This is a genomic window from Nostoc sp. FACHB-888, from assembly GCF_014696655.1.
In the GTDB taxonomy this organism is placed as follows: domain Bacteria; phylum Cyanobacteriota; class Cyanobacteriia; order Cyanobacteriales; family Nostocaceae; genus Nostoc.
In genome coordinates this window covers 76,076-97,626 of sequence record NZ_JACJQM010000021.1, presented here as the reverse complement: position 1 = coordinate 97,626, position 21,551 = coordinate 76,076, and the positions used below count along the sequence as shown (strand labels likewise).

Below are 21,551 nucleotides of genomic sequence, written 5' to 3'. Positions count from 1 at the left end.
AGAAACCGCCGCTTCGAGTTTTCGCTGCAATAAAATAACTTTCAAGGGTTAGGAGACAAGTTTTGTGAGTTTAAGAAGCTGGTTTGGTAAGGGTTGTCACTTAAGGTTGTTGGGCTTAGTGATTCTAGTGGGTGTGATTGGAATAGAAGGAGGCGATCGCACATTTGCTCAAGTGACTCCTGATCCCTCTGTGGGAACTCAAGTGGAGCGAATCGACGACACTACCTTGAATATTACAGGGGGTACAACCGTTGGTAATACAAATTTATTCCATAGTTTCAGCAACTTTAGTGTTCCAAGTGAGGAGACAGTCAATTTCCGTAACGCCCCTAACATCAACAATATTTTGGTGCGAGTTACAGGGGGAAATCCCTCTGATATCCAGGGAACACTTCAGGCTCAAGCTAATCTCTTTTTAATAAATCCCAACGGCATCATCTTTGGAGAAAATGCCCTATTAAATATTAACGGTTCATTTATTGGAACAACAGCTAGTGCGATCCAGTTTCCGGGTGGTGGAGAATTTTCCATGACTTCACCCGTCAATCCGCTTAACCCCTTGCTGAGAGTTAATCCTTCTGCATTTCTATTCAATCAAATTGAATCTCAGCCTATTAAACCGATTCAAGTTAATGAAGCAATTCTGTTCGTTCCTGAAAGTCAGAGTTTAGTGCTATTGGGAGGCGATGTGAATTTAGAAGGAGCGATATTAAATGCTCCAGATGGTCGAGTCGAATTAGGAGGATTGGCAGGAGTAGGAACGGTAGGGTTGAATATTGATAACAACAACTTCCGTTTAAGTTTTCCTGATAGTGTAGCGCGAGCAGATGTATCTATTACCAATCTAAGTACAGTAAATGCTAGTGGTGAAGGCGGTGGTGGTATCCAGGTACAAGGCAGGCGCGTTACCTTCGATGATTCAGAGATTGCGGTTAATACCGTAGTCTCAAAATCAGGAGGAACATTAGTGGTAAACGGATCGGAGTCAGTAGAACTCTTGGGAGGAAGCCGTCTGTTGACTGAGACAACAAGCTCTGGAACCGCCGGAGAATTAAGGATTGAAACTGGGCGGTTGATTGTTCAAGATGGTTCGCAGGTTTCAGCTTCCACTTCTTTACAATCTACAGGAGGGGGAGGAACTTTATCTGTCAAGGCAAGGGACTCTATCCAACTAATTGGAACCTCGCGAATTGGAGCTAGTGGCTTGTTTACTGTAACACAAGGCACTGGAAAAGCCGGAGAATTGAAGATTGAAACTGGGCAGTTGATTGTTCAAGATGGAGCGCAGATTTCAGCTAATACTCGTAATCAGGGAGGGGGAGGAACATTGTCTGTTACCGCAGACTTTATCCAACTCATTGGAACAAAAGATGCGAGTAGAAGCGGCTTATTTGTTGGGACTACAGCTACTGGAGATGCCGGAAACTTAGAGATAGAAACTGGGCAATTGATTGTTCAAAATGGAGCAAGAATTTCAGCTTCTACTACTAGTGAGTCTACCGGACAGGGGGGAAGCATCATAGTTAAGGCTGGAGAATTAAATGTCTTAAATAACGCTGACATAACTGTGAGCAGTCAAGGCACAAAAAGGGCAGGTGATTTGGAAATCACCGCTCGTTCTGTCAAATTGGATGAGAAAGGTAAGCTCATTGGGCAAGCTAACTCCGGTGATGGTGGCAATATTACGCTGAACTTGCAAGACTTATTGTTACTGGGCCGAAACAGTGAAGTTTCTACCTCAGCAGGCACTCAAGGGGCTGGTGGAAATGGCGGTAATATCACCATCAATGCCCATGACGGCTTCATCGTCGCCAAACCAAATGAAAACAGCGACATCACCGCCAATGCCTACAATGGAAATGGGGGAATAGTTAAAATCAACGCTACTAAGATTTTCGGTATTGCACCACTAACTAGCGAGGACCTTAGAAGATTGCGCCCTAATGATCCAGACCCGCGTCAACTTCCGACAAATGATATTACGGCAATTTCCCAAATAAGACCTGATTTAAGTGGCATTGTAGATATTAATACCCTCAATGTTGATCCCTATCGAGGATTAATCAACTTACCAGTCGTGCCAGTCGATACTCAAGTCTCACAAGTCTGTCAAGCACGTACAGCACAAAATCAAAGCAGTTTTACCATCGCCGGACGCGGTGGCTTACCACCCAACCCTAGAACCGAACCCTTGACTCCTGATGCACTTCAACTAGATTGGGTAACTCTCAACCCAAAGGCTGAAAACCTCTCTAGTACAAGTGTTTCAACTCAGGCAAATAGCTCTAGTCCAGAAACGATTGTAGAAGCACAAGGGTGGGTGAGAAATGCTAAAGGTGAAGTTGTACTCACGGCTGATGTGCCTACAGCTTTGCCTCATAGTTCCTGGCTTACCCCTGCTTCTTGTTTCTAAAAAACCAGGTTATACCGTTTTACTTAATTAATGATATAAATACCTGCGTTAGCCTTTAGAAGTTTATTGTGGCGATCGCTAAATCACTTGTGAGTATTGTTATGTAAGATCATGGGTACAATGGGTGCCGCTCATGAGTAACCTTAAAAGCCAATTAAATACGGCAAAATCAAGGGAGTAAGTTGCCTATGCTGTTAATTTTATTTGGCAGGATGGTGTAATTACTTTGGCTGATATGTGTCGTACTAATTCAGGGATCGCACCTGAAGTGATGATTAGACTATTTGTTAAAAGCTGTTGGTTTGCTAGAATTTGCCTCTGCGCGAATTGTTGCGCGTTCTAGTTCAGAAAAATTATAGTTTAAACAATAAAGTGGTGACTTTTAAAGAATAAAATGTCTGCCAAAGTATTGCTGTAATGCTTGTAGTGATTTATATACACCTAGCCTGAGCTTATGGGCAAGCACCAGAGCAAACTTATAATCTCAATAAGAGTGCTATATTAGCAATAAACTTTTAAATTAATCTTATTAACTTATGCTTATTGCTAAAAAACTAGGCATGGCTTTGACTCTTGGAAACTAAACCAAACAAGAAGTGCTGATTTTTTCGTTGGTTTTAACCTTATTTGTGATCAAGAGTAGTTTTAATCTAGATGCGTTTTCTTTGGAGCAAGAAGCCAGGAAGAAGAACCAGGGTCAACCATAGGAAGTACATTCATTATACAGTGGTAGTCATCAGGAGCACATTCCTCTTTTTTTACTTCTGGTACTATCATTTTTTCAGCGTTCACAGATGTGATGTCCTGCTCAACAATTGATTTACTAGAGTCTAAAACCAGGATTTTTCTTTTCAAGGAATAATGCATAGTAATCAGCCAATTGATTGTTGTTCCTTAGAGGTAAAATCTCCTCTATTTAATAACCCAAGTTGCAGCAGAAATTTTTCTGTCAATTATGCCATTTCTTCACAAAACTTTATATTTTATGTTGTCCAAACAGTTTTAAGAAGGCAGGAGGTAGAAGGAACAATTGGGCGGGGATTCAGACCCCGCCAATTGTAAACGCCGTGTAGACATTCAAAATTTAAAAATAAGAAAGCCAGATTTCATGTGGGTTTCCAGATTTAAATCTGTCACATTCTTTTTTAAAATTGCTATTAGTTTAAAGAAACCGGATTTTTGGGGCACATTAGAGCCAATTGCCTACTAAAACATAAGGTGCCCAGAAATATGGAGCTTTTTCGTTAGCAAAAACTGCTAATTGGGCACGCTGGAGTGCCTCGGCTTTATTCACCCCAGCTTTTAACTGTCGATAGAACTCACTCATCACATCGGTGGTAGAACGATCATCTATTGACCACAATGTTGCTAGTGTACTTCGTACCCCCGCCCGCATAGCTATCCCAGCTAATCCTAAAGCTGCTCGTTTATCTCCCTCAGCAGTTTGACAAGCGCTGAGGACAAGTAATTGAATGTTGTTAGACCTGTTTTTGTCGCTAACTCGCAGTAGATTATCAAATTCTTTAACCTTAATCAGTTTATCCCAGGTGAGAATAAAGGTGTTTTCAGCATCAGAACTAAATTCACCGTGAGTTGCTAGGTGAACCACAGAGAAGGGAACTGTTTGCAACTTGTTTTGCAGGTTTGTTTGGGTAAACTGTTGATTTAACAGTTCCTCGCTCTTGGATACCTCAGATTTGATTTCTTTTAATTCTCGTGGCACATTTTGCAATTCGGGAAATTCTCTGCCTTCGACTGGGCGTTTTTCACTGACTCCAGCAGTTAAAGCATTTAGCTGTACCTGTCGCAAAGGTTTGGGGTCAAGGAGTTGTAAACCTGGCGTTAAGGCGATCGCATATTTCTCTACCAGATATTTCTCCTGCTGTTTGTCGTATAAAACCGCCATCGGAATATTCCGCAACTCACCATCTAGTACAAACACTAAGGTTTTTATCCCATTTTTGGTTAACTCTGCTTGTGCAGGGCGAATTAACCAGTCATATATTTGTTGAGACTGCTGCTTAACTCGAACAGTTGCAGTGACATTTAGTAAGTTTTTCCTTAGTTCTGCTATTGTGTTTTCTATATCAGCTTGAGCTATTACAGTCTTGTAGTGGTGCAAGTTTTGATTAGGCAACTTGAGGATAATATCTAAGCGGTCTGCCAAAATAATCGGATAGATCACTGCTGCTTGTTGGTCTTGCTTGTCAACTACTGGATCAAGTTCCTGCCTAGGATTTAAACAAGCTGACCGAAAGAAATTATCCAGTTCTGCCAATTGCAGAGATTCAATTACATCGCGAGCAAGCTTTAGATTGTTTTGATTGATACTCTCTTGGGGCAATAGTAGAGTGTTAGCGAGTCCTTTTCCAAGCGGGGATGCCAAAAGCGAACGAGCGTCAGCGACGTTAGAAGCATCTCCAAAAGAAGCGATACTCCCTGAACTTCGTTCCGTTTCTGTACCAGAGACTGCGCCAACACGAACGTCAGAACGCAACAGCAATTCAACTAACTCTCGATACACCGGCTCAACATTTTCCCGGAAGGAAAATTGAACGTCTGGATTAATGGCTACTAAATCACCACGCAGAGATTGAAGGGTCTTGTAGGCTACATTATAGGATGCGATCGCGCCTTTAATATCTCCCTTTTTTTTCAGTATGCGTCCCAGTTGCCATTCCCATTGATAAGCAATATCCGATGCATTAATACTTTGCGCTATGAATAAAGCTTTCTCGGTAAGCTCTTGAGCATCAGAAAACTGGCTGGTTTTTTCATACAACTCACCAAGGCTGCCCATACCATAAGATTCTGCTCGTCTGTCTTGTAAGCTTTGCGCCTGCTCGATAGCGGTGGATAATTGCTGGGCAATGTTCAGCCATGAAGGGGTATCTATGCTAGTATTTTCTTTTAATTTTGTAAGAGTTTGGGCAAACTTGATCCGAGTATATACTGAGGTTCGGCTGGGTGGCAAGCTGCTAATTTCTGACTGAATTTGGGACGACAACGCTAATGTATCTTTATCTTCCTTTTTCTCTAAAAGTAGATTAAGTAAATTTAGGTGAGCCTGGATGCGTGTAATTGAGGAGACAGATACAGTAGCAGCCTGCTGGTAGTATTTTAAAGCTGCTTCAATATCTTGTTGGGCGCGGGCTGTATTGCCTAAACTAAGTTGAGCCTCAGCGATCGCTTTTGGAGATTGCACTCGCTTTGCCACTTCTAAACTTTTCCCCAATACCAAGCGTGATACGTTTAAATCTCCGACAACTCGGCGAATGTTGCCAAGACTACGCAATCCTGTAGCTACCAGAAGTGAGTCTGGAAGGCTTGTAAGGGTTTGCTGTACTTCGTTTAAAACTTTGTTAGCTTGAAGATAAAGCCCTAAAGCTTGCAAAGCTTGTGCAGAGTTAATGCGGTTACGAGTTAATTTAGACCTGTCTCCTATTTGCTGATAAATATCAGCCGCTTTTTGCCAAGTAGTTAAGGCCGCTTCTGCTTGTCCTTGTGCCAGTTGTAACTGCCCTTGCATATCTAAGGCTTGTGCGAGAATTTGCGATTGGTGACCAGAAGTGTCCGTATTTTCCCTTGGGTGTAATAACTTTAAACTTTGGGCGATCGCTTTCTCAGCTTCAGCCCACAAACCAAGTTGCTGATAAGCTAAACAGAGATTACTCAGTGTCATCGCTTCCTTTAATTCATCCCTAGAGGCTGTAAACGCAGCAGCAGCCTGTTGCAAAACTTTGACAGCTTCAGTGAATTGTCCCGTTTCATATAATGTTTTTCCCTGCTCCACTAAACTTTCCGCTTGGGATGCTTGGCTTTTAAGAGTGAGTAGGGAGTAGGGACTAGGGGATTGAGCATTCACCAATTCCTTGTTTTCTGCATTTCCTTGTTTTCCCCACTTCTCTTGCTCAAGCAAATTTTGCATGGCAGAGTAGACAACAGGAGGTTTTGCCAAAACAGGGGATAAAGCTATGCATAGAAACGCAGTCAACAGCGCTAGTAGAAAATGATTTAGCCGTTTCATACGCAATTATTAACTTATTCATTTTGGTGTTTTTCGCAAGTAAAATAACCTTTGGCTTACTCAAACCCCAGTTTGCTTTCTCATTTTGGTGTTTTCCGCAAGTGTAAAGGCAGTTTCACTTCGTACTCTGCGGTATCTTGCTACAATCCAAGCGTATTGACTGATATACAGCAAGGCTTTTAGCAAATGAACGCTGTCCCTATTCTCTCCTTTTAGGCTACGTTGTATACACAAGTCGGAAAAACTTCATCTATCAAAGAATTTCTGTGCGTTACGCTGGCGTGACAAAGCTAAATTCTTGCAATCATGGCGATGCCTACACCGATCTACGCCAACGCATTTGTTATTTCGGCGTACCCATTTGTTATTTCGGCGTACCCATTTGTTATTTCGGCGTACCCATTTGTTATTTCGGCGTACCCATTTGTTATTTCGGCGAACCCATTTGTTATTTCGGCGTACCCATTTGTTATTTCGGCGAACCCATTTGTTATTTCGGCGTACCCATTTGTTATTTCGGCGAACTCATTTGTTATTTCGGCGAACTCATTTGTTATTTCGGCGAACTCATTTGTTATTTCGGCGAACTCATTTGTTATTTCGGCGAACTCATTTGTTATTTCGGCGAACTCATTTGTTATTTCGGCGAACTCATTTGTTATTTCGGCGAACTCATTTGTTATTTCGGCGAACCCATAACGCACCCTACTGGCGTGTCAAGGCTAAAATAATGCATTACAAATCTTGGAAATATTGAGATTTTAGAAACTTGATGAAGGAGGCAGGAGGCAGGAGTTAGGCGTCAGTTTTCCTCCTGCCTCCTGCCCCCTAACTCCTGCCTTCATTGATAACTCAAGGTCAATATTAGCTTTCTGAAGTTTCCTGAGAGAACTTCTTATGGATAGTTTTAGTGGATTCCCCATCAGCAGCTACCGTTATGAGATAGTCCATTAAACCATCTGAAAAGGGAAGGCGTAGGTGAAAAGTACCATCGGGTTTGATTTTGACGGCATGACCACTAATGTTTACGCTTGTATTTGGTTGGGTTGCTCCGTGAATAATCAACTCAGCATCTGCCACAAACCAAAAATCTTCGTGGGAACGACTGAAAACCCGAACATTAGGTGAACGGGCTATGAGTAACCAACGCTCGCTATCAACGATATAGCCAATTTCAACCATGTAGTCGCGATCGCTGACGGGAATGGCCACAAAGCGATCGCGTGCTACCTCTTCACATTCATACTGCTGTATGAGTTGGGGACTTTGATAACTCAAGTCAATCCCAGTTACATCGTAGAGCCGCACTACTAATTGAGAGCCGCCCTGTTGATGCAGTGCTTCTTTCTGAGCCTTGGAAATGTGCCAAGAAACATAAGCCCACTTAGGAGTGCGAGCTGTGATCTGTATTTTGCTTTCTTCTTCACTGATCTCTTCTTCTACATCCCAGTTAATATCTGTTTCACCAGCAATCGCCATATCATCAACTATGAGATCTGCAAGAACTGGACTGAAGACACGAACAATTGCTGAACGGGCGATGAATAACCAGCGTAGTTTACCGCCGTAGGCATCGCCATCAGCAACATAGCCAATTTCAGCTATGTAATTGCGATCGCTGATGGGAATTTCTACAAAGCGATCGTGTGCTGTCTCTTCACATTCATACTGCTGGATAAGCTGGGGACTTTGATAACTCAAGTCTATTCCGGTGACATCATACAGCCGCACTACCAATTGAGAGCCGCCCTGTTGGCGTAGCGCTGCTTTCTTGGTTTCGGAAATCTCCCAAGAGACATGAGCCGATGTAGAAGTATGTGCTGTGAAGACAATACTACTCTCTTCTTCTACATCTACTAAGTCAATAGCTGTTTCGGCCGTAATGGGTACATTGTCAACCGTAGTATCAGTTTGTTCTTTGGCATCTGATGCAGAAATAGTAGCCCAGCCTGCAATCCCTGCGCCTGCTGCTACAGTGGCAAAATCTGTGGAGTCAATTGCTGTTTCGTCCGCAATGGGTATATTGTCAACTGTAGTATCGGGTTGTTTTTCGGCATCTGATGCAGAAATAGTAGCCCAGGTTCCAATGCCTGTACCTGCTGCTAAAGCAGCAGCAAAATCCGTGGAGTCAGTTTCGGCAATACTTTGCTCAACAGTAGGCTCTGCTTGAGATTCTTCCTCTGGCAAATCTATTGTGGGTTCAGCTGCATCTGCTACTACATTCAATACATCTTCTGGCAATTCTGGGAAATCCGGCGCTGATGAAGTAGCAGCCTGGAGTTCTATATCGGCTGCCACTTCGTCAGACTCTGGTAAGGGTACTTCATCTACTGAGTCTATATCTTCAGTTGAGGTAATACTCTCTAGCCAGTTCAATTCTGCCTGAAGTTCGTCATCTAGAAGTTCGTCACCTATCTGATCTTCAGTAACTTCGGTGTCCCAATATCCAAATTTGGATGTTATTTCTGTTACATCGGGTAATTCCGGGAGTGGGGTTGTCTCCTCAGATAAAGGTAGTTCCACATCAGATGCCTCTTCTGGAATATTAGCCAGGTGAGGATATGAAGTATTGACTACAGCTGCTGGAGCTTCTATGTCCCATGCAATTTCATCAGAATCAGACTCAGGATTGCTTGTCTCCGCATAATTGTTTAGCTCAACTGTCTCATCAATGGCATCTGTTTCTGTTTTTTTGTTGGTAAAAGCAGACCAGCTAGCCGCCCCGATGCCGGTTGCCAGAGCTGCACCATTGGTTAAAGCTGCGGCTCCCAAGTTGTTATTTTCTGAGCCATTAGCTACACCTGATGTTGTGCCTTCATAAGAGTTAGAGGTACCATTAGTTCCCTCTTGTACTAAATTTGATGTCCCTTGAGTAGCATTTTCCGTCAGGTCAGATTGTGTTTGAGCATAGATGTTGAAAGGAGTGCGCTCTGGACTTTCTGGCTCTTGGAACTGCTGCACTGGGTGTTCCTCATGCATCGCTCCGTTAAGGGAGGGATCTGTGCTGGCGTTGAGCGCCGCCATTTCTCCATCTTCTGTGTTGGGTGGATGAGGATCTGATTCTGGTAAATTGTCTGTTTTTTCTGTGGGCGATAGACGTTTTCCCCAAATCCACCATCCAAACGATGCAGCTACAGTTACAAGAAACAAAGGTAGGAGCAACCAAAATGGTGCTTCTCTATTTACAATTGGACTGGTTTGTGCTGTAGCAGGAGCCACAAATGGCTGTTCGCCAAATGCAGAAGTAGTTGCATCAGGGGAAGGCGTAGCAGCAGGTGTCGTCTGGGCATCGGGGGAAGCTGTAACAGCAGGTTGTAATACGCTAGTTGCGATCGCCTCAGCTTCAGCCGTTCTACCTTGTTCTATAGCCTGCTGTCCTGAGGGTACAAGGGTAAAGCCGAGAAAATCTACTGTGCTTAAACTCGGATTTTTTTTGTAAGCGTAAACTAAAGGTTGCGAGAAGGGATATTTCTCATCATCTGGCAAGGCTTGATGTAATTGCAGAACTCGCACACCTGGCAACTTCGACACCTGATTAGCCAAGACATAGCTAATACCGTCGTTGCCCAGTTGTTTGATGATTTCTGCGGTATTATCCTCACTCAGTTGAGTAGCATTTGCCCCTGTAGCAAATTCGGCATTCTTGAAGGCTGGATAAGTGCGAAAAGTATTGCGAGTCTCACTCGTGTTCGGGTGATCGATAAACCGAATCTTCTTTGAAGGCCCTCCCAGTTGTGACCAATTTGTAATTTGTCCTCGGAAAATGCGGGCGAATTGCCTACTGGTTAAGCTTTGCTTGAAAGGATTATCAGCACCAACCACGATCGCAATCTTCTCACGGTATAAGCGAACTTGGTCTAGTCCTTGGGCTTTTTCTTCTGGTGTTAACCCACGCCCCATTGCTACTATGTCGATTTTGCCATCTAGCAAGTTTTTCAGTGCTGTATCAGTGCCGTTAGTGGCAATTTCAACCTTTTTGTCAGAAAACTGTTTTTCAAAACTTTCTTTCAAGCTTTGGTTAATTGCGCCCAAGCTACTTGAACCATCAATCCTTACTGTCGTTTCATTTTGCAATGTTTGCGACAGTGTAAAAGCAGGAGAATCAGGTTTAGATTGTGCCAGCATGGGTTCTGACACCAGTAAATTTGCTGCCATAGGGGTTGTAGCTAAGGCAAGCCATAATACCAGTCTAACTATCGAAATATCTTTTTTTTCTTGTTGCCACATAAGCCCCTTATTAAAGTAAAAAATAGAAAGCCTGCCAATCCTAAATCGCGATCTTTTTAAGAATTATGGAGGAGACGCGCTAATTATACATCTGAGTTATCTTTACTTCTAAGTTTCTTTAACGCACTTGTATTAATCTATACTCTGCAACAGCTTGTATAGCATGATAATTTATACTCTGATTGCTAGAGTCTGTTTACTATAAAATGTTCTAATTTATATTGCAACTTATACCAAGTTTGTAGCTTATGGCCACAATTATGAATTATTGAATTACTAAAACTGGTAAAGTGTAGCAAATTCAATATTATTTAACAATATTATTTTCAGTAGTGCTGAGTACTGAGTACTAATTTTTCAGCATTCACCAGAATCTACTACATTTTTGAGATAACAATGACAATCTGGCTTATCAATCAGTGACTCTACCAAGGCATTTAAGGCAGTAGCAGCTAAAGCGCCACCTCCCAAAGTCCCTGCGACTGTAATAAAAGGTATCTCTTGTTGCATCAGTTGTCGCTTGGCTGCGGGAGCATGGCTAAAGCCAATGGGCATTCCGATTACTAATGCAGGCTGAATTTTTTGATTGGTTATCGCTTCACAAACTTCTACAAGTACTGAGGGAGCATAACCAACTACCAACACGCAACCCTGACTTACTTGCAGCAATTTTTCTCGCCATTCTCGATGCTGCCAAAAAGCAACTTCTGCTTCTGTGGCAGTAGTAATGTGAGGATTATCAATCAAGGTTTCAATGTGGCATCCCAAGTGAAGTAATCGAGTTTGATCTAAGGCAGCAGCAACCGTTTGAGTATCGACAACGATTTGACAGCTTGAAGATAAGGCTTCTCGACTAGCTGCGATCGCACCTCGACTCAACTTGATAAAGGACACCAAACTGACATCGCCACAAGCCAAAACCAATTGAGAAATTAAATGTTGTTCAATTTCCGAACGGTGAGACAAATCAGGTAGTAAGCGTTGTAGCGATTCTGAAAAAGCTTCCGAGTGGGTATGAATTTCTGCATCCAAACCACTCCACAGATTTTCCAATCCCCCCAATCCAGCTTGAGTTTCGACATCGAGTAACTTAAGTTGTGCCAAAACCTCCGCCTGCATAATTTGACAATGGCGATCGCGCCCCAATAATCCTTCTAGTGCTGATGCCGTTTGCCGCAGTTGAGAAATTTGCTGCATCACCGCCCGATATTGCTGTTGAAGTTGTCCCATGAGGTTAACAGTTGTATCCGCCTCTGGTTCCACCTCCAAAATATTGCGGATATGGTTTAGCTGAAACCCTTGCTGCTTAAGTGCTACAATCCGTTGCAACCTGAGAACATCTTTTTTGGTGTAGAGACGGTAATTGCTGTGCGATCGCACTGGTTGCGGTAGCAGTCCCAATTGATGATAATGTCGCACCATGCGCGGAGTTAAACCGCCTCCTACTGCATCAGTGAGTTCTTTAATAGTTAAGCAACCAGCATTCATGATTTACTCCAACAACGGCAAAATTCTTTGTAACTCTTTACAAGCCGCCTGAAGAGATGGCGGTGCATCTTCATCCAAACCTTGGTAACACTGATTTACCAAGTTTTCTATAGATGGTTTGCAAGCTGACTCATTTTTAGGAAATTTTGGATATTCTGTTTCTTCATCAACAGCCTGTCCCCGTAAATAATGTATCCAAGTTTCAATATTTCTTTTTGGCACGAATATTGCTATGGCTTCATCAGGCTGGCGAATCTGCTGTGAATCTTCTATCAGTACATCATCTAATTGCTTCAACCTTTCGTCTACCGTTTTTTTATCTGCATCAATCACTACAACCAGCCCAATAGATAAGTAGCTTGCCTTGCTACGGTATGCTTTCACTTCTTTTGGATAACACAATCGCACATACTGTTCTGCCGATTGACTTCCATCTGAGCAAGGCAAAAATCTGATTGTTCCATTAAAGCCTCGTATTTTTAGAAAATGACGAGCAAAAACCTCTTGTTGCCTATCCTCACACAAGACAAGAATCTGTATTCTACGCTGGCTCATACAGCCATCCCCGCGCAATTAATTCTGAAATGAGTAATCCAGTATTTTCTGCAACCTCATTGCTAATTTTTTTCACTCGCACAGGAGCATTACTCTGACGCTCAAACCAATAACCTATAGGTGATGCTAAAAGATAATTAATTAGTTCAGGATGATGAGAAATTAGCAAAGCCTGCATTTTTCCCTCACTGCAAAGGTCATAAAGCTGAATTAGCCAAGGCTGAATTTCTGGCAGGGCTAAAAAATTCTCTGGTTCATCAATACACAGTGTATAATCTTCAGACTGAGTGCAATAAAGAAGCGTGTACAGGGCAATTAGGACTTTTTGTCCATCAGATAGTTCATTAAAATAATAATCAATAATATTTGAACGTTCTCCATCGCTTGTAAATCTTAATTTTAAAGTTCGATAGCCTTCTCTAAACTGATCAAATTTAAAGCTTACAAAACCATCTAATACATTTTTTAAAACATTCATTAATTCAGCTACCTTGCCCTGATCCTGTGAAATATAGCGATACCAAGAGACAAAATTCTCCATTCTAGGAGTCAATTGGGCTTCTTCTTTTTCACTACTATTAATTATCAGATTAGGAATAATTTGTACAATAATAAATCGCTCCATGCGCTGTTTAAACCACGACAGCTTTGTGATGTCATTGTTCCCTAGTAATAAAGGTAATATGGACTGAGACCAATTAAAAGGATATTTTGGTCCAACTGAATGATTGTCATAAAAAATTTGAACTTCGCCCATCTCGAACTTTAATAAAGGTTGGTTATCAAACCACAAACGTTCATATTGTACATGGCTATTTTCTCGATTGTGTTCAATAGAAAGTTCATATTTATAGTTGCCATTATTTCCGTCAATTTCTATTTCAAAACGCTGAATTGGTAAAGTTTGCCAGCGAGTGCAGTCAAAAAATGGGAAAATCCCTTCTACCTTAGCGACCCCACTTATGAAAAGTTGAATTCTTCGTAAGGCTTCAAAAACAGTTGATTTACCTGTCCCATTACCACCAAGAAACAGGTTAATCGAGTCAAAATTCATCTCAAAATTTACTAAACCGCGAAAGTTATCAATATATATTCGCTTTAGCATAGATTTTTTCCTCCTAGTGCAATTTTAAAGCTAACAGTTAAATCGTCTCATTTACCCACATCCCGCTTTTGAAAAATGCTCCCATAACACAGACAGAAATTTAACTCTGCGTACCTCTGCGCTTCCCAGCCTGCGGCAAGCCGCAAAAGCGTCTACAGCGCCCCTCTGCGTTTCAAAATCATTATAAACCTTGACATTAACATTAATGTCAAGGTTTAGCCTAAGAGAGTCCCTGTAAAATCACCTCTCATGCTCTACCCCCAACGTTTGGGCCAATTTACCAGAGAACACGCAGATACTGTAGCAGCCCTTTTGTGTGGCTTACTGCTATTTCTCGGATGGTTCGCCTTACATCTTGGCGCTTTGGGATTGGCGTTCCTGCTGCTACCTGCTGCTTACGTGATTGGTGGTTACGAAAGTGCGCGGGAAGGATTGACTACCCTCTTCAAAGAAAAAGAACTTGATGTAGATTTGCTGATGATTGTGGCGGCTATTGGTGCTGCTAGCCTCGGCTTATGGCGAAGAGAATATCATCTAATTATTGATGGGGCAATTTTGATTCTGATTTTTGCTATCAGTGGCGCACTAGAAGGCTATGCAATGGCGCGAACTGAGCGGAGTATCAGGAGTTTGATGAGCCTGACACCAGATACAGCAAGGGTTTTGCTTCAGGGAAAAGAAGAGGAAATTCCTATCAGTCAGCTAAAACTCGGTGATGAGATTGTCGTCAAACCTGGAGAGCTAATTCCTACTGATGGGATAATTTTATCTGGTTACAGCACTCTCAATCAAGCTGCAATCACAGGTGAGTCTTTACCTGTAGAGAAAACAGTGGGCGCAGAAGTATTTGCCGGCACACTCAACGGCTATGGTGCATTGCAGATTAAGGTACACAAACCAGCCCAAAGCAGCTTGATTCAGCGTGTGATTCGCTTGGTAGAACAGGCGCAAACAGAAGCACCACCTTCGCAAGAGTTTACCCTTCGCTTTGAGAAAGGATATGCCAAAGTCATTGTAGTAGCCGGGATATTACTGGCAACTTTGCCGCCATTTCTCTGGGGTTGGGATTGGGAAACAACAATTTATCGGGCGCTTACTTTCCTAGTGGTGGCTTCTCCCTGTGCGCTGATGGCTGCAATTATGCCCACGCTGCTTTCAGGAATCGCCAATGGTGCAAGACAGGGGATTTTGTTTAAGAATGGGGCGCAGTTGGAGAAAATTGGCAAAGTCCGAGCGATCGCATTTGATAAAACTGGTACTCTGACAACAGGACAGGTACAGGTGTTTCAAGTAATCTCAGTTGGTGAATACACCCAACAAGATGTATTGAAAGCCGCAGCTAGTGTGGAATCTTATTCAGAGCATCCCATCGGTAAGGCAATTGTGCAGGCGGCTGGTGAAACAGTTCGAGTCTTCTCTGCGAGACGCTCTGCGAAGGCGGTTCCCGTCGAGTCGAAACTGTTGAACCCGAAGGGTGATTTGGATTTGGTTGGTGCAATCCAAGTACAAGCCATACCTGGACAGGGAATTGTCGGAATTGCTCAAGAACAACAGGTAATTGTCGGCAATGCCATTTTTGTGCAACAGTATGTCACAAATTTACCTGAAGAATTACGAAAAATGGCTCAATCTTTAGAGCAAGAAGGTAAAACTGTCGTTTGGGTAGCCAAGAACCCCACCCCCAACCCCTCCCCGCAAGCGAAGAGGGGAGCCGATGTGATGGGTGCAATTGCGATCGCAGATGAAGTAAGATCGCAAGCAGCCGCAACTATTACCCAGTTAAAGAAATTGGGAATTGAACAAATTGTCATGTTAACTGGGGATAATGAAGAAACTGCTCACAGTGTTGCCAAAGCCGTAGGAATTGATCGGGTATATGCTCAACTTTTACCAGAAGATAAACTGGATGTTATCCGCCGTTTACAGCAAGAATATCAAACAGTTGCAATGGTGGGTGATGGGATTAATGATGCACCAGCCCTAGCGCAAGCATCTGTAGGTATAGCGATGGGAGTATCTGGTAGCGATGTGGCATTGGAAACCGCAGATATAGTACTGATGGCAGACAAGTTAGAAAAAATTGCCGTGGCGATGCATTTGGGAAGGCGATCGCAATCCATAGTAAAACAGAATATAGTTGTAGCCTTGGGTTTCATTATGTTGCTTTTAGTGGGCAACTTTCTCGGAAATATTAACCTACCTATCGGCGTGATCGGCCATGAAGGTTCTACAGTGTTAGTTACCCTCAGTGGTCTAAGATTGCTGAAATAAACTACTTTTCTCTCTTTTCTCTGTGTCGCGCCAGTTGCTACAAGTCGGGGAACCGCAAGGGCGCACTGGCTTCTCTGCGGTTTGTTAAAATATGAACCTATCCCACTAATAATATTTATGCTATAAAGCTTAAGCTTATTGAGAACTGAAAACGAAAAATTAAGGTTTTCAAGCACATTTTACAAAAAGAAGTAAGGATTTTTAGAATAGTGGGATAGGTTCATAGACCTCTTGCTTGCGATCGCTAGTGTAGTCGCACGTAAACTTAATACAAGGACATTCGCATGACTCCAGTGCCCCGCGTGCAGTCTCAGCATCATGGCACAATGCTGCACATATCCCTAAAAATGTGTTAGTTAGCGGCAATAGATACTAAAAAAAAGCCCCCCTTTTTAAGGGGGGTTGGGGGGATCTTCGCAGGGTAAACAAGCTAACCGAACTGTATCTAAACGAAAGAGAACAATTAATTAAGAATTACGAATTAATCTTCAGCTTTTGCTGAATATGCAACAGTTTTACCATCCAATGACATACCGTCTGTTTGCAGTTCTTGATGCCGATTTGGTTTGATAAAGCGCTCTGTCGTTGTCTTAATAACGATATACAAAATTGGCACTACAAACAAACTCAAAAAAGTCGCAATTAACATCCCACCAAAAACTGCTGTTCCCAAAGATTGACGACTTCCCGCGCCAGCACCTGTAGCAATAGCTAACGGGAAAATCCCCAAAAGTGTAGAAAAGGCAGTCATCAAAATTGGACGTAACCGTTCTTGTGAAGCCTCAATTACTGCTTTAGTAATAGAAAGCCCTTCTTCTCGCAATTGGTTAGCAAATTCCACAATTAAAATTGCGTTTTTACTAGCTAAACCAATCAACATTACTAAACCAATTTGGCAATAAACATCATTTGCAAAACCCCGCATTGATTGAGCTATAAGCGCTCCAAAGATAGCTAGGGGAACTGATAACAAAATGATAAAGGGGTCAATGTAGTTTTCGTATTGAGCGGCTAATACCAAAAACACAAAGATTATTCCTAATCCAAAGATTAGGGGTGCTAAACCACCAGAATCTATTTCTTCTAATGCAGTCCCTGACCATTCATAGCCATAACCTGCTGGTAAAACTTCTTTAGCAACTTGTTCCATTGCTTTAATTGCGTCTCCAGAACTAGAGCCAGGGGCGGCGGCACCATTAATTTCAATTGAGCGGAACAGATTATAGTGATTGATAGTTTGCGCTCCCACAGTCGGAGTAACTGTGACTAAATTACTCAAAGGAATCATTTGATTCTTTTGAGAACGAACGTATAGTTTACCAATATCTTTTGGGTTGGAACGAAACTGTTGATCTGCCTGGATATACACCCGGTAATTACGCTGCTGGAGATTGAAATCATTCACATATTGCGATCCCAAAGCAGTTTGTAAAGTACTGAAGACATCATCTATAGAAACTTGCAATGCTTTGGCTTTATTGCGGTCTACTTCCACAAGCAATTGTGGTGTATCTGCGGCAAAAGTACTAAATACAGCTTGTAATCCTGGTGTTTGATTAGCTTTACCTAGCAACTTACCCATCGACTGCACTAGATTTTCTAAGCCACTGTTACCTCTACGGTCTTGCAGTTGAAAGACGAAGCCGCCAAAGTTGCCTAAACCCTGAATTGGGGGCGGATTCACAGGGAAAACTCTGGCTTCTGGGATTGCCATCAACTTCCCTTGCAAGCTGCCAATAATCGCCTGTACTGATTGATCGGGTTTTGAGCGCTCATCCCATGATTTTAAAGTGGTAAATATGATACCGCTATTGGCGGTGCTACCACTAAAACCAAATCCACCGATCGCAAAAGTTCCCAGGACTTCAGGAATTTGTAGAATTTCTTTTTCTACCTGTGCAATCACATCGCTGGTATATTGCAACGAAACCCCTTGCGGCCCTTGAATGATGGTGATGAAGTAACCTTCGTCTTCATCGGGTAGAAAGGCTGTCGGTACTGTGGTGTATAGCCAAGCAGTCATTCCCAAGGAAACAATAAATAGTCCAATGACGATGCTTTTGAATCGTACCATCCAGGTAAGCGATCGCTCATAGCTTGACCTTACCCATTCCAGGAACCGATTAATTAGGTCAAACAGCCAGCCAATCCACCTGGGCGGTCTTTGTCCTTGACGCAGCAACACCCCACATAAAGAAGGCGTTAGGGTCAAAGCCAAAAAAGTTGAAATCGCAATAGAGAAAGCGATCGTCAGGGCAAATTGCCGATAAAGTGCGCCTGTTGTTCCCGGGAAAAATGCTACTGGCACAAACACCGCCATCAACACTAATGAAGTGGCAATAACCGCACCAAACAGTTCCGCCATTGATTCACTAGCCGCTCGGCGAGGACTAATTCCTTTATCCTGAATAAAACGGCTGATTTGCTCCACCACAACGATCGCATCGTCTACCACCATCCCCGATGCGAGAGTCAGACCAAATAAAGTCAAACTATTAATGGAAAAGTTAAAAATTTTGATGAAAACAAATGTCCCAATTAGTGCTAAGGGAATAGTCAGGGCTGGAATTAAAGTGGTTCGCCAATCTTGCAAGAACACAAAAATTACAATCACAACTAGCACTACCGCTTCAATCAGAGTCTTGACCACTTCTGTCATTGACTCTTCTACGAAGGATGTTGTGTCAAAAGCTACCTGATATTTCAGTCCTGGTGGAAAACTCGGTGCCAATCGGGCCAGTTCGGTTTTGACTCCCCTAGCTACATCTAAAGCATTACTGCCAGGAACCTGATAAATTCCTAGACCGACAGCATCGTTGCCACGAAATCGCAGAAATGAACTGTAGTTTTCTGCACCCAGTTCCGCCCTACCTACATCTTTAAGCTTAACTAAAGTACCATCACCTTCAGTTTTGAGGACAAGTTCTTCAAATTCTGATGGTTCTGCTAATCGGCTAGCAGCACGCACATCAAGTTGATACCTCTGCCCTTCAGGAGCCGGTTCTTGTCCAATTCTCCCTGCACCAACTTGCAAGTTCTGTTCGGACAAGGCATTTGCTACATCCTTAGTCGTTAGCCCCCGATTGGCAAGCCGACTTGGATCTAACCACAGGCGCATTGCATAGCGACGTTCACCAAAAATTTGAGCGTTGCTCACCCCTTTGACTCTTTTTAAAGCATCTGCTAAGTAAAGGTCGGCATAGTTGCTTAAGAATATATTGTCGTATTGATTATTCTCAGCGAATAAACCAATTGCTAAGAGAATGTTGCTAGATTCTTTAGATACCCGCACTCCGGTGCGCTGTACAGAGTCTGGTAGTTGTGGTTGGGCAATGGAAATACGATTTTGCACATCCACAGCCGCAATATCTTTATCTCGCGATGAGTCAAAGGTGGCTGTAATGGTACTAGTACCATCGTTACTGCTGCTGGAAGTGAGATATCTTAGTCCCTCAATCCCGTTGATCTGCCTTTCTAAAATATTTGTAACTCCGCTTTCTACGACTTCTGCACTAGCTCCGCTATAGTTGGAAGTTACACTGATTTGGGTGGGACTAATTTCTGGAAACCTAGCGATCGGTAGTGAGGGAATACTGATTAATCCTATTAAAAGGATAACGGTTGCACAAACCGATGCAAAGATTGGCCGCTTAATAAAGAAGTCAACAAACATAATTTAAAAAATTGGGTATTGGGCATTGGGCATTGGGCATTGGGCATGGGGCATTGGGCATGGGGCATTGGTTATTCTCCTTGTCTCCCTCATCTCCCCCTGCTCCCCCTGCTCCCACCCTGCGGGAAGCTAAAGCTACACCTCCCGTCTTCAACTAAAGCTTCTGACTACCCACTTCTTGCGGTGCAGGAGCGATGGGAGCGCCATTAGTTAGGTTGAGAATACCGGAAACAACAATTTTCTCTCCAGCTTTTAGTCCTTGGATAACTTGATAATTATTTCCCTCAATAACTCCCAATTTCACAGGTTTTTGTTGAGCAACTAAAGATGGCGCTCCAGGTTTAGGCTTTTCTGCTGGCGCTTGAGCGACAAACACAAAAGTTTCCCCACCCAAGCGAGATATTGCTGTGACTGGAATTAAAATTCCTGGACGTTCGTTCCAAATCACTTTGGTTTGCACTGTCTGGCGATTGACTAGTTGACTTCTAGAATTACCAAAGTTGGCTTTAACCAAAACTGTCTGCGAATCCGAACTAGCATTTGGAGAGATGAAACTCAGTTTACCCCTTGCTGTGGGTAGACCTTGGGCGTTGAGCATTTGCACTGGTAATCCCAAGCGCAGCTTTTTAGCTTCTTCTATGGGAACGGAAATATTCAGTTCTAAAGAGTCATTTCTAGTTAGTGTAGTGAGTTGATCTGCTCTTTCCACAAAATCTCCCACCTTTGCTGGAATATCACCAACAATACCAGTGAAAGGTGCCAGAACTTTTGTGTATTGCAGTTGGACTTGGGCAGCTTGGACTTCGGCAGCTGCTTGACTTACTTGCGATCGCGCTTGGGCAATTTCTTCTGGACGTGAACCATTTTCTAGTTGCCTTAAGTTTTGTTTCTGTTGTTCTAAGGCTCCAGTTAGTTCATTAACACTAGAATTTCTGCTTTGGCGAAGTTGGTCTAGGCGTTTCTGGGCAACGACAAGGGCAGCTTCAGCACTTTGCTGTTCTTTGACATATCCTTCTAAGGTATCTTGAGAAACTGCGCCCTCTTTTCTCAATTGGGCATAGCGCTTGGCTCGTGATTGTGCTAATTCCACATCAGATTTAGCTGATTGAATTTGAGCCTCAGCCTGAGCAATTTCTTGTGGTTGCGATCCTGATTGGGCATCTCGAAGACGAGCTTGAGCTTGGGTTAACTGCGCTCTAGCTTGGCCAATTTCTTCTTGTCGTGCACCCGCTTCCAATTCAGCAAGACGTGCTTGAGCTTGTGCTAGTCCAGCTTTTGCTTGTAATAATTGCGCTTGGACACTATCACTTTCCAGGCTAATAATAGCTTGCCCCTGTTGAACACGGTTGCCCTCTTGAATGAAAATATTAGTAATTCGTCCATCAACCTGTGGCTTGATGATTACCGAACGTGGAGCCTCTAAGGAGCCAATAAACTCCGAACTTTCTTGCACTGTTTCAGTTTGCACAGTCGCTAGCTTGACGGGAATTGCCATCGGTTGACCAGCAGCAGGCCCACCTGCTCCTGGATTATTAGCATTACTAGTTTGCCACCAGCGCCAACCAAAACCAATACCTGCAACTAGCAGAACAATTCCCAATATCATGGGCCAACGCCGTTTTTGAGGTGGCTTAGGCGATCGCTCTAGTTTTGGGAGGGACTCTTGACTAGAATCATTAACAGCAGAGTGTTCTATTTCAACAGGCAGGTGAGAATCAGGGAACTCAGAATGGGACATCTTCGGTTTCTCGTCTTGTGGATTGAGACTTGGGCAATCTACTCTTTGCTAAAA

Annotated in this window: 9 protein-coding genes; 2 read left to right on the top strand and 7 right to left on the bottom strand. The window is 43.0% G+C overall.

The features are described 5' to 3' along the window. Positions 1-64: 64 nt before the first annotated feature. Positions 65-2,413: a filamentous hemagglutinin N-terminal domain-containing protein gene (locus H6G26_RS15640; protein ID WP_190730124.1), complete on the top strand. Its 2,349-nt coding sequence runs from the start codon at positions 65-67 to the stop codon at positions 2,411-2,413. Positions 2,414-3,602: 1,189 nt separating this feature from the next. Here the strand turns inward: H6G26_RS15640 and H6G26_RS15630 are convergent. The 5 genes from H6G26_RS15630 to H6G26_RS15610 form a co-directional block, all read right to left on the bottom strand. Continuing rightward, the gene (locus H6G26_RS15630) at positions 3,603-6,440 is read right to left on the bottom strand and encodes a CHAT domain-containing protein (protein ID WP_242053730.1); all 2,838 of its coding nucleotides are present in this window, start codon (positions 6,438-6,440) and stop codon (positions 3,603-3,605) included. Positions 6,441-7,304: 864 nt separating this feature from the next. Beyond that, entirely contained in the window at positions 7,305-10,667 is a 3,363-nt protein-coding gene (locus H6G26_RS15625; RefSeq protein ID WP_190730122.1) for a DUF4912 domain-containing protein, read from the bottom strand. A gap of 357 nt (positions 10,668-11,024) precedes the next feature. Continuing rightward, positions 11,025-12,155, bottom strand: a complete 1,131-nt coding sequence (locus H6G26_RS15620; RefSeq protein ID WP_190730121.1) for a precorrin-8X methylmutase — start codon at positions 12,153-12,155, stop codon at positions 11,025-11,027. Positions 12,156-12,158: 3 nt separating this feature from the next. Further along, positions 12,159-12,710: a hypothetical protein gene (locus H6G26_RS15615; RefSeq protein ID WP_190730120.1), complete on the bottom strand. Its 552-nt coding sequence runs from the start codon at positions 12,708-12,710 to the stop codon at positions 12,159-12,161. Then, complete coding sequence (locus H6G26_RS15610; RefSeq protein ID WP_190730119.1) at positions 12,697-13,815, bottom strand: ATP-binding protein; 1,119 nt, start codon at positions 13,813-13,815, stop codon at positions 12,697-12,699. The genes H6G26_RS15615 and H6G26_RS15610 overlap by 14 nt, the downstream gene beginning before the upstream one ends. Before the next feature lie 249 nt (positions 13,816-14,064). On the opposite strand from H6G26_RS15610, the gene H6G26_RS15605 reads away from it, so the two are divergent. Beyond that, the gene (locus H6G26_RS15605) at positions 14,065-16,086 is read left to right on the top strand and encodes a heavy metal translocating P-type ATPase (RefSeq protein ID WP_190730118.1); all 2,022 of its coding nucleotides are present in this window, start codon (positions 14,065-14,067) and stop codon (positions 16,084-16,086) included. A 481-nt stretch (positions 16,087-16,567) separates the two neighbouring features. On the opposite strand, the gene H6G26_RS15600 is transcribed toward H6G26_RS15605, so the two are convergent. Continuing rightward, entirely contained in the window at positions 16,568-19,759 is a 3,192-nt protein-coding gene (locus H6G26_RS15600) for an efflux RND transporter permease subunit (RefSeq protein ID WP_190730117.1), read from the bottom strand. Between the two features lie 154 nt (positions 19,760-19,913). After that, complete coding sequence (locus tag H6G26_RS15595) at positions 19,914-21,497, bottom strand: efflux RND transporter periplasmic adaptor subunit (RefSeq protein ID WP_190730116.1); 1,584 nt, start codon at positions 21,495-21,497, stop codon at positions 19,914-19,916. Between the last annotated feature and the right edge of the window lie 54 nt (positions 21,498-21,551).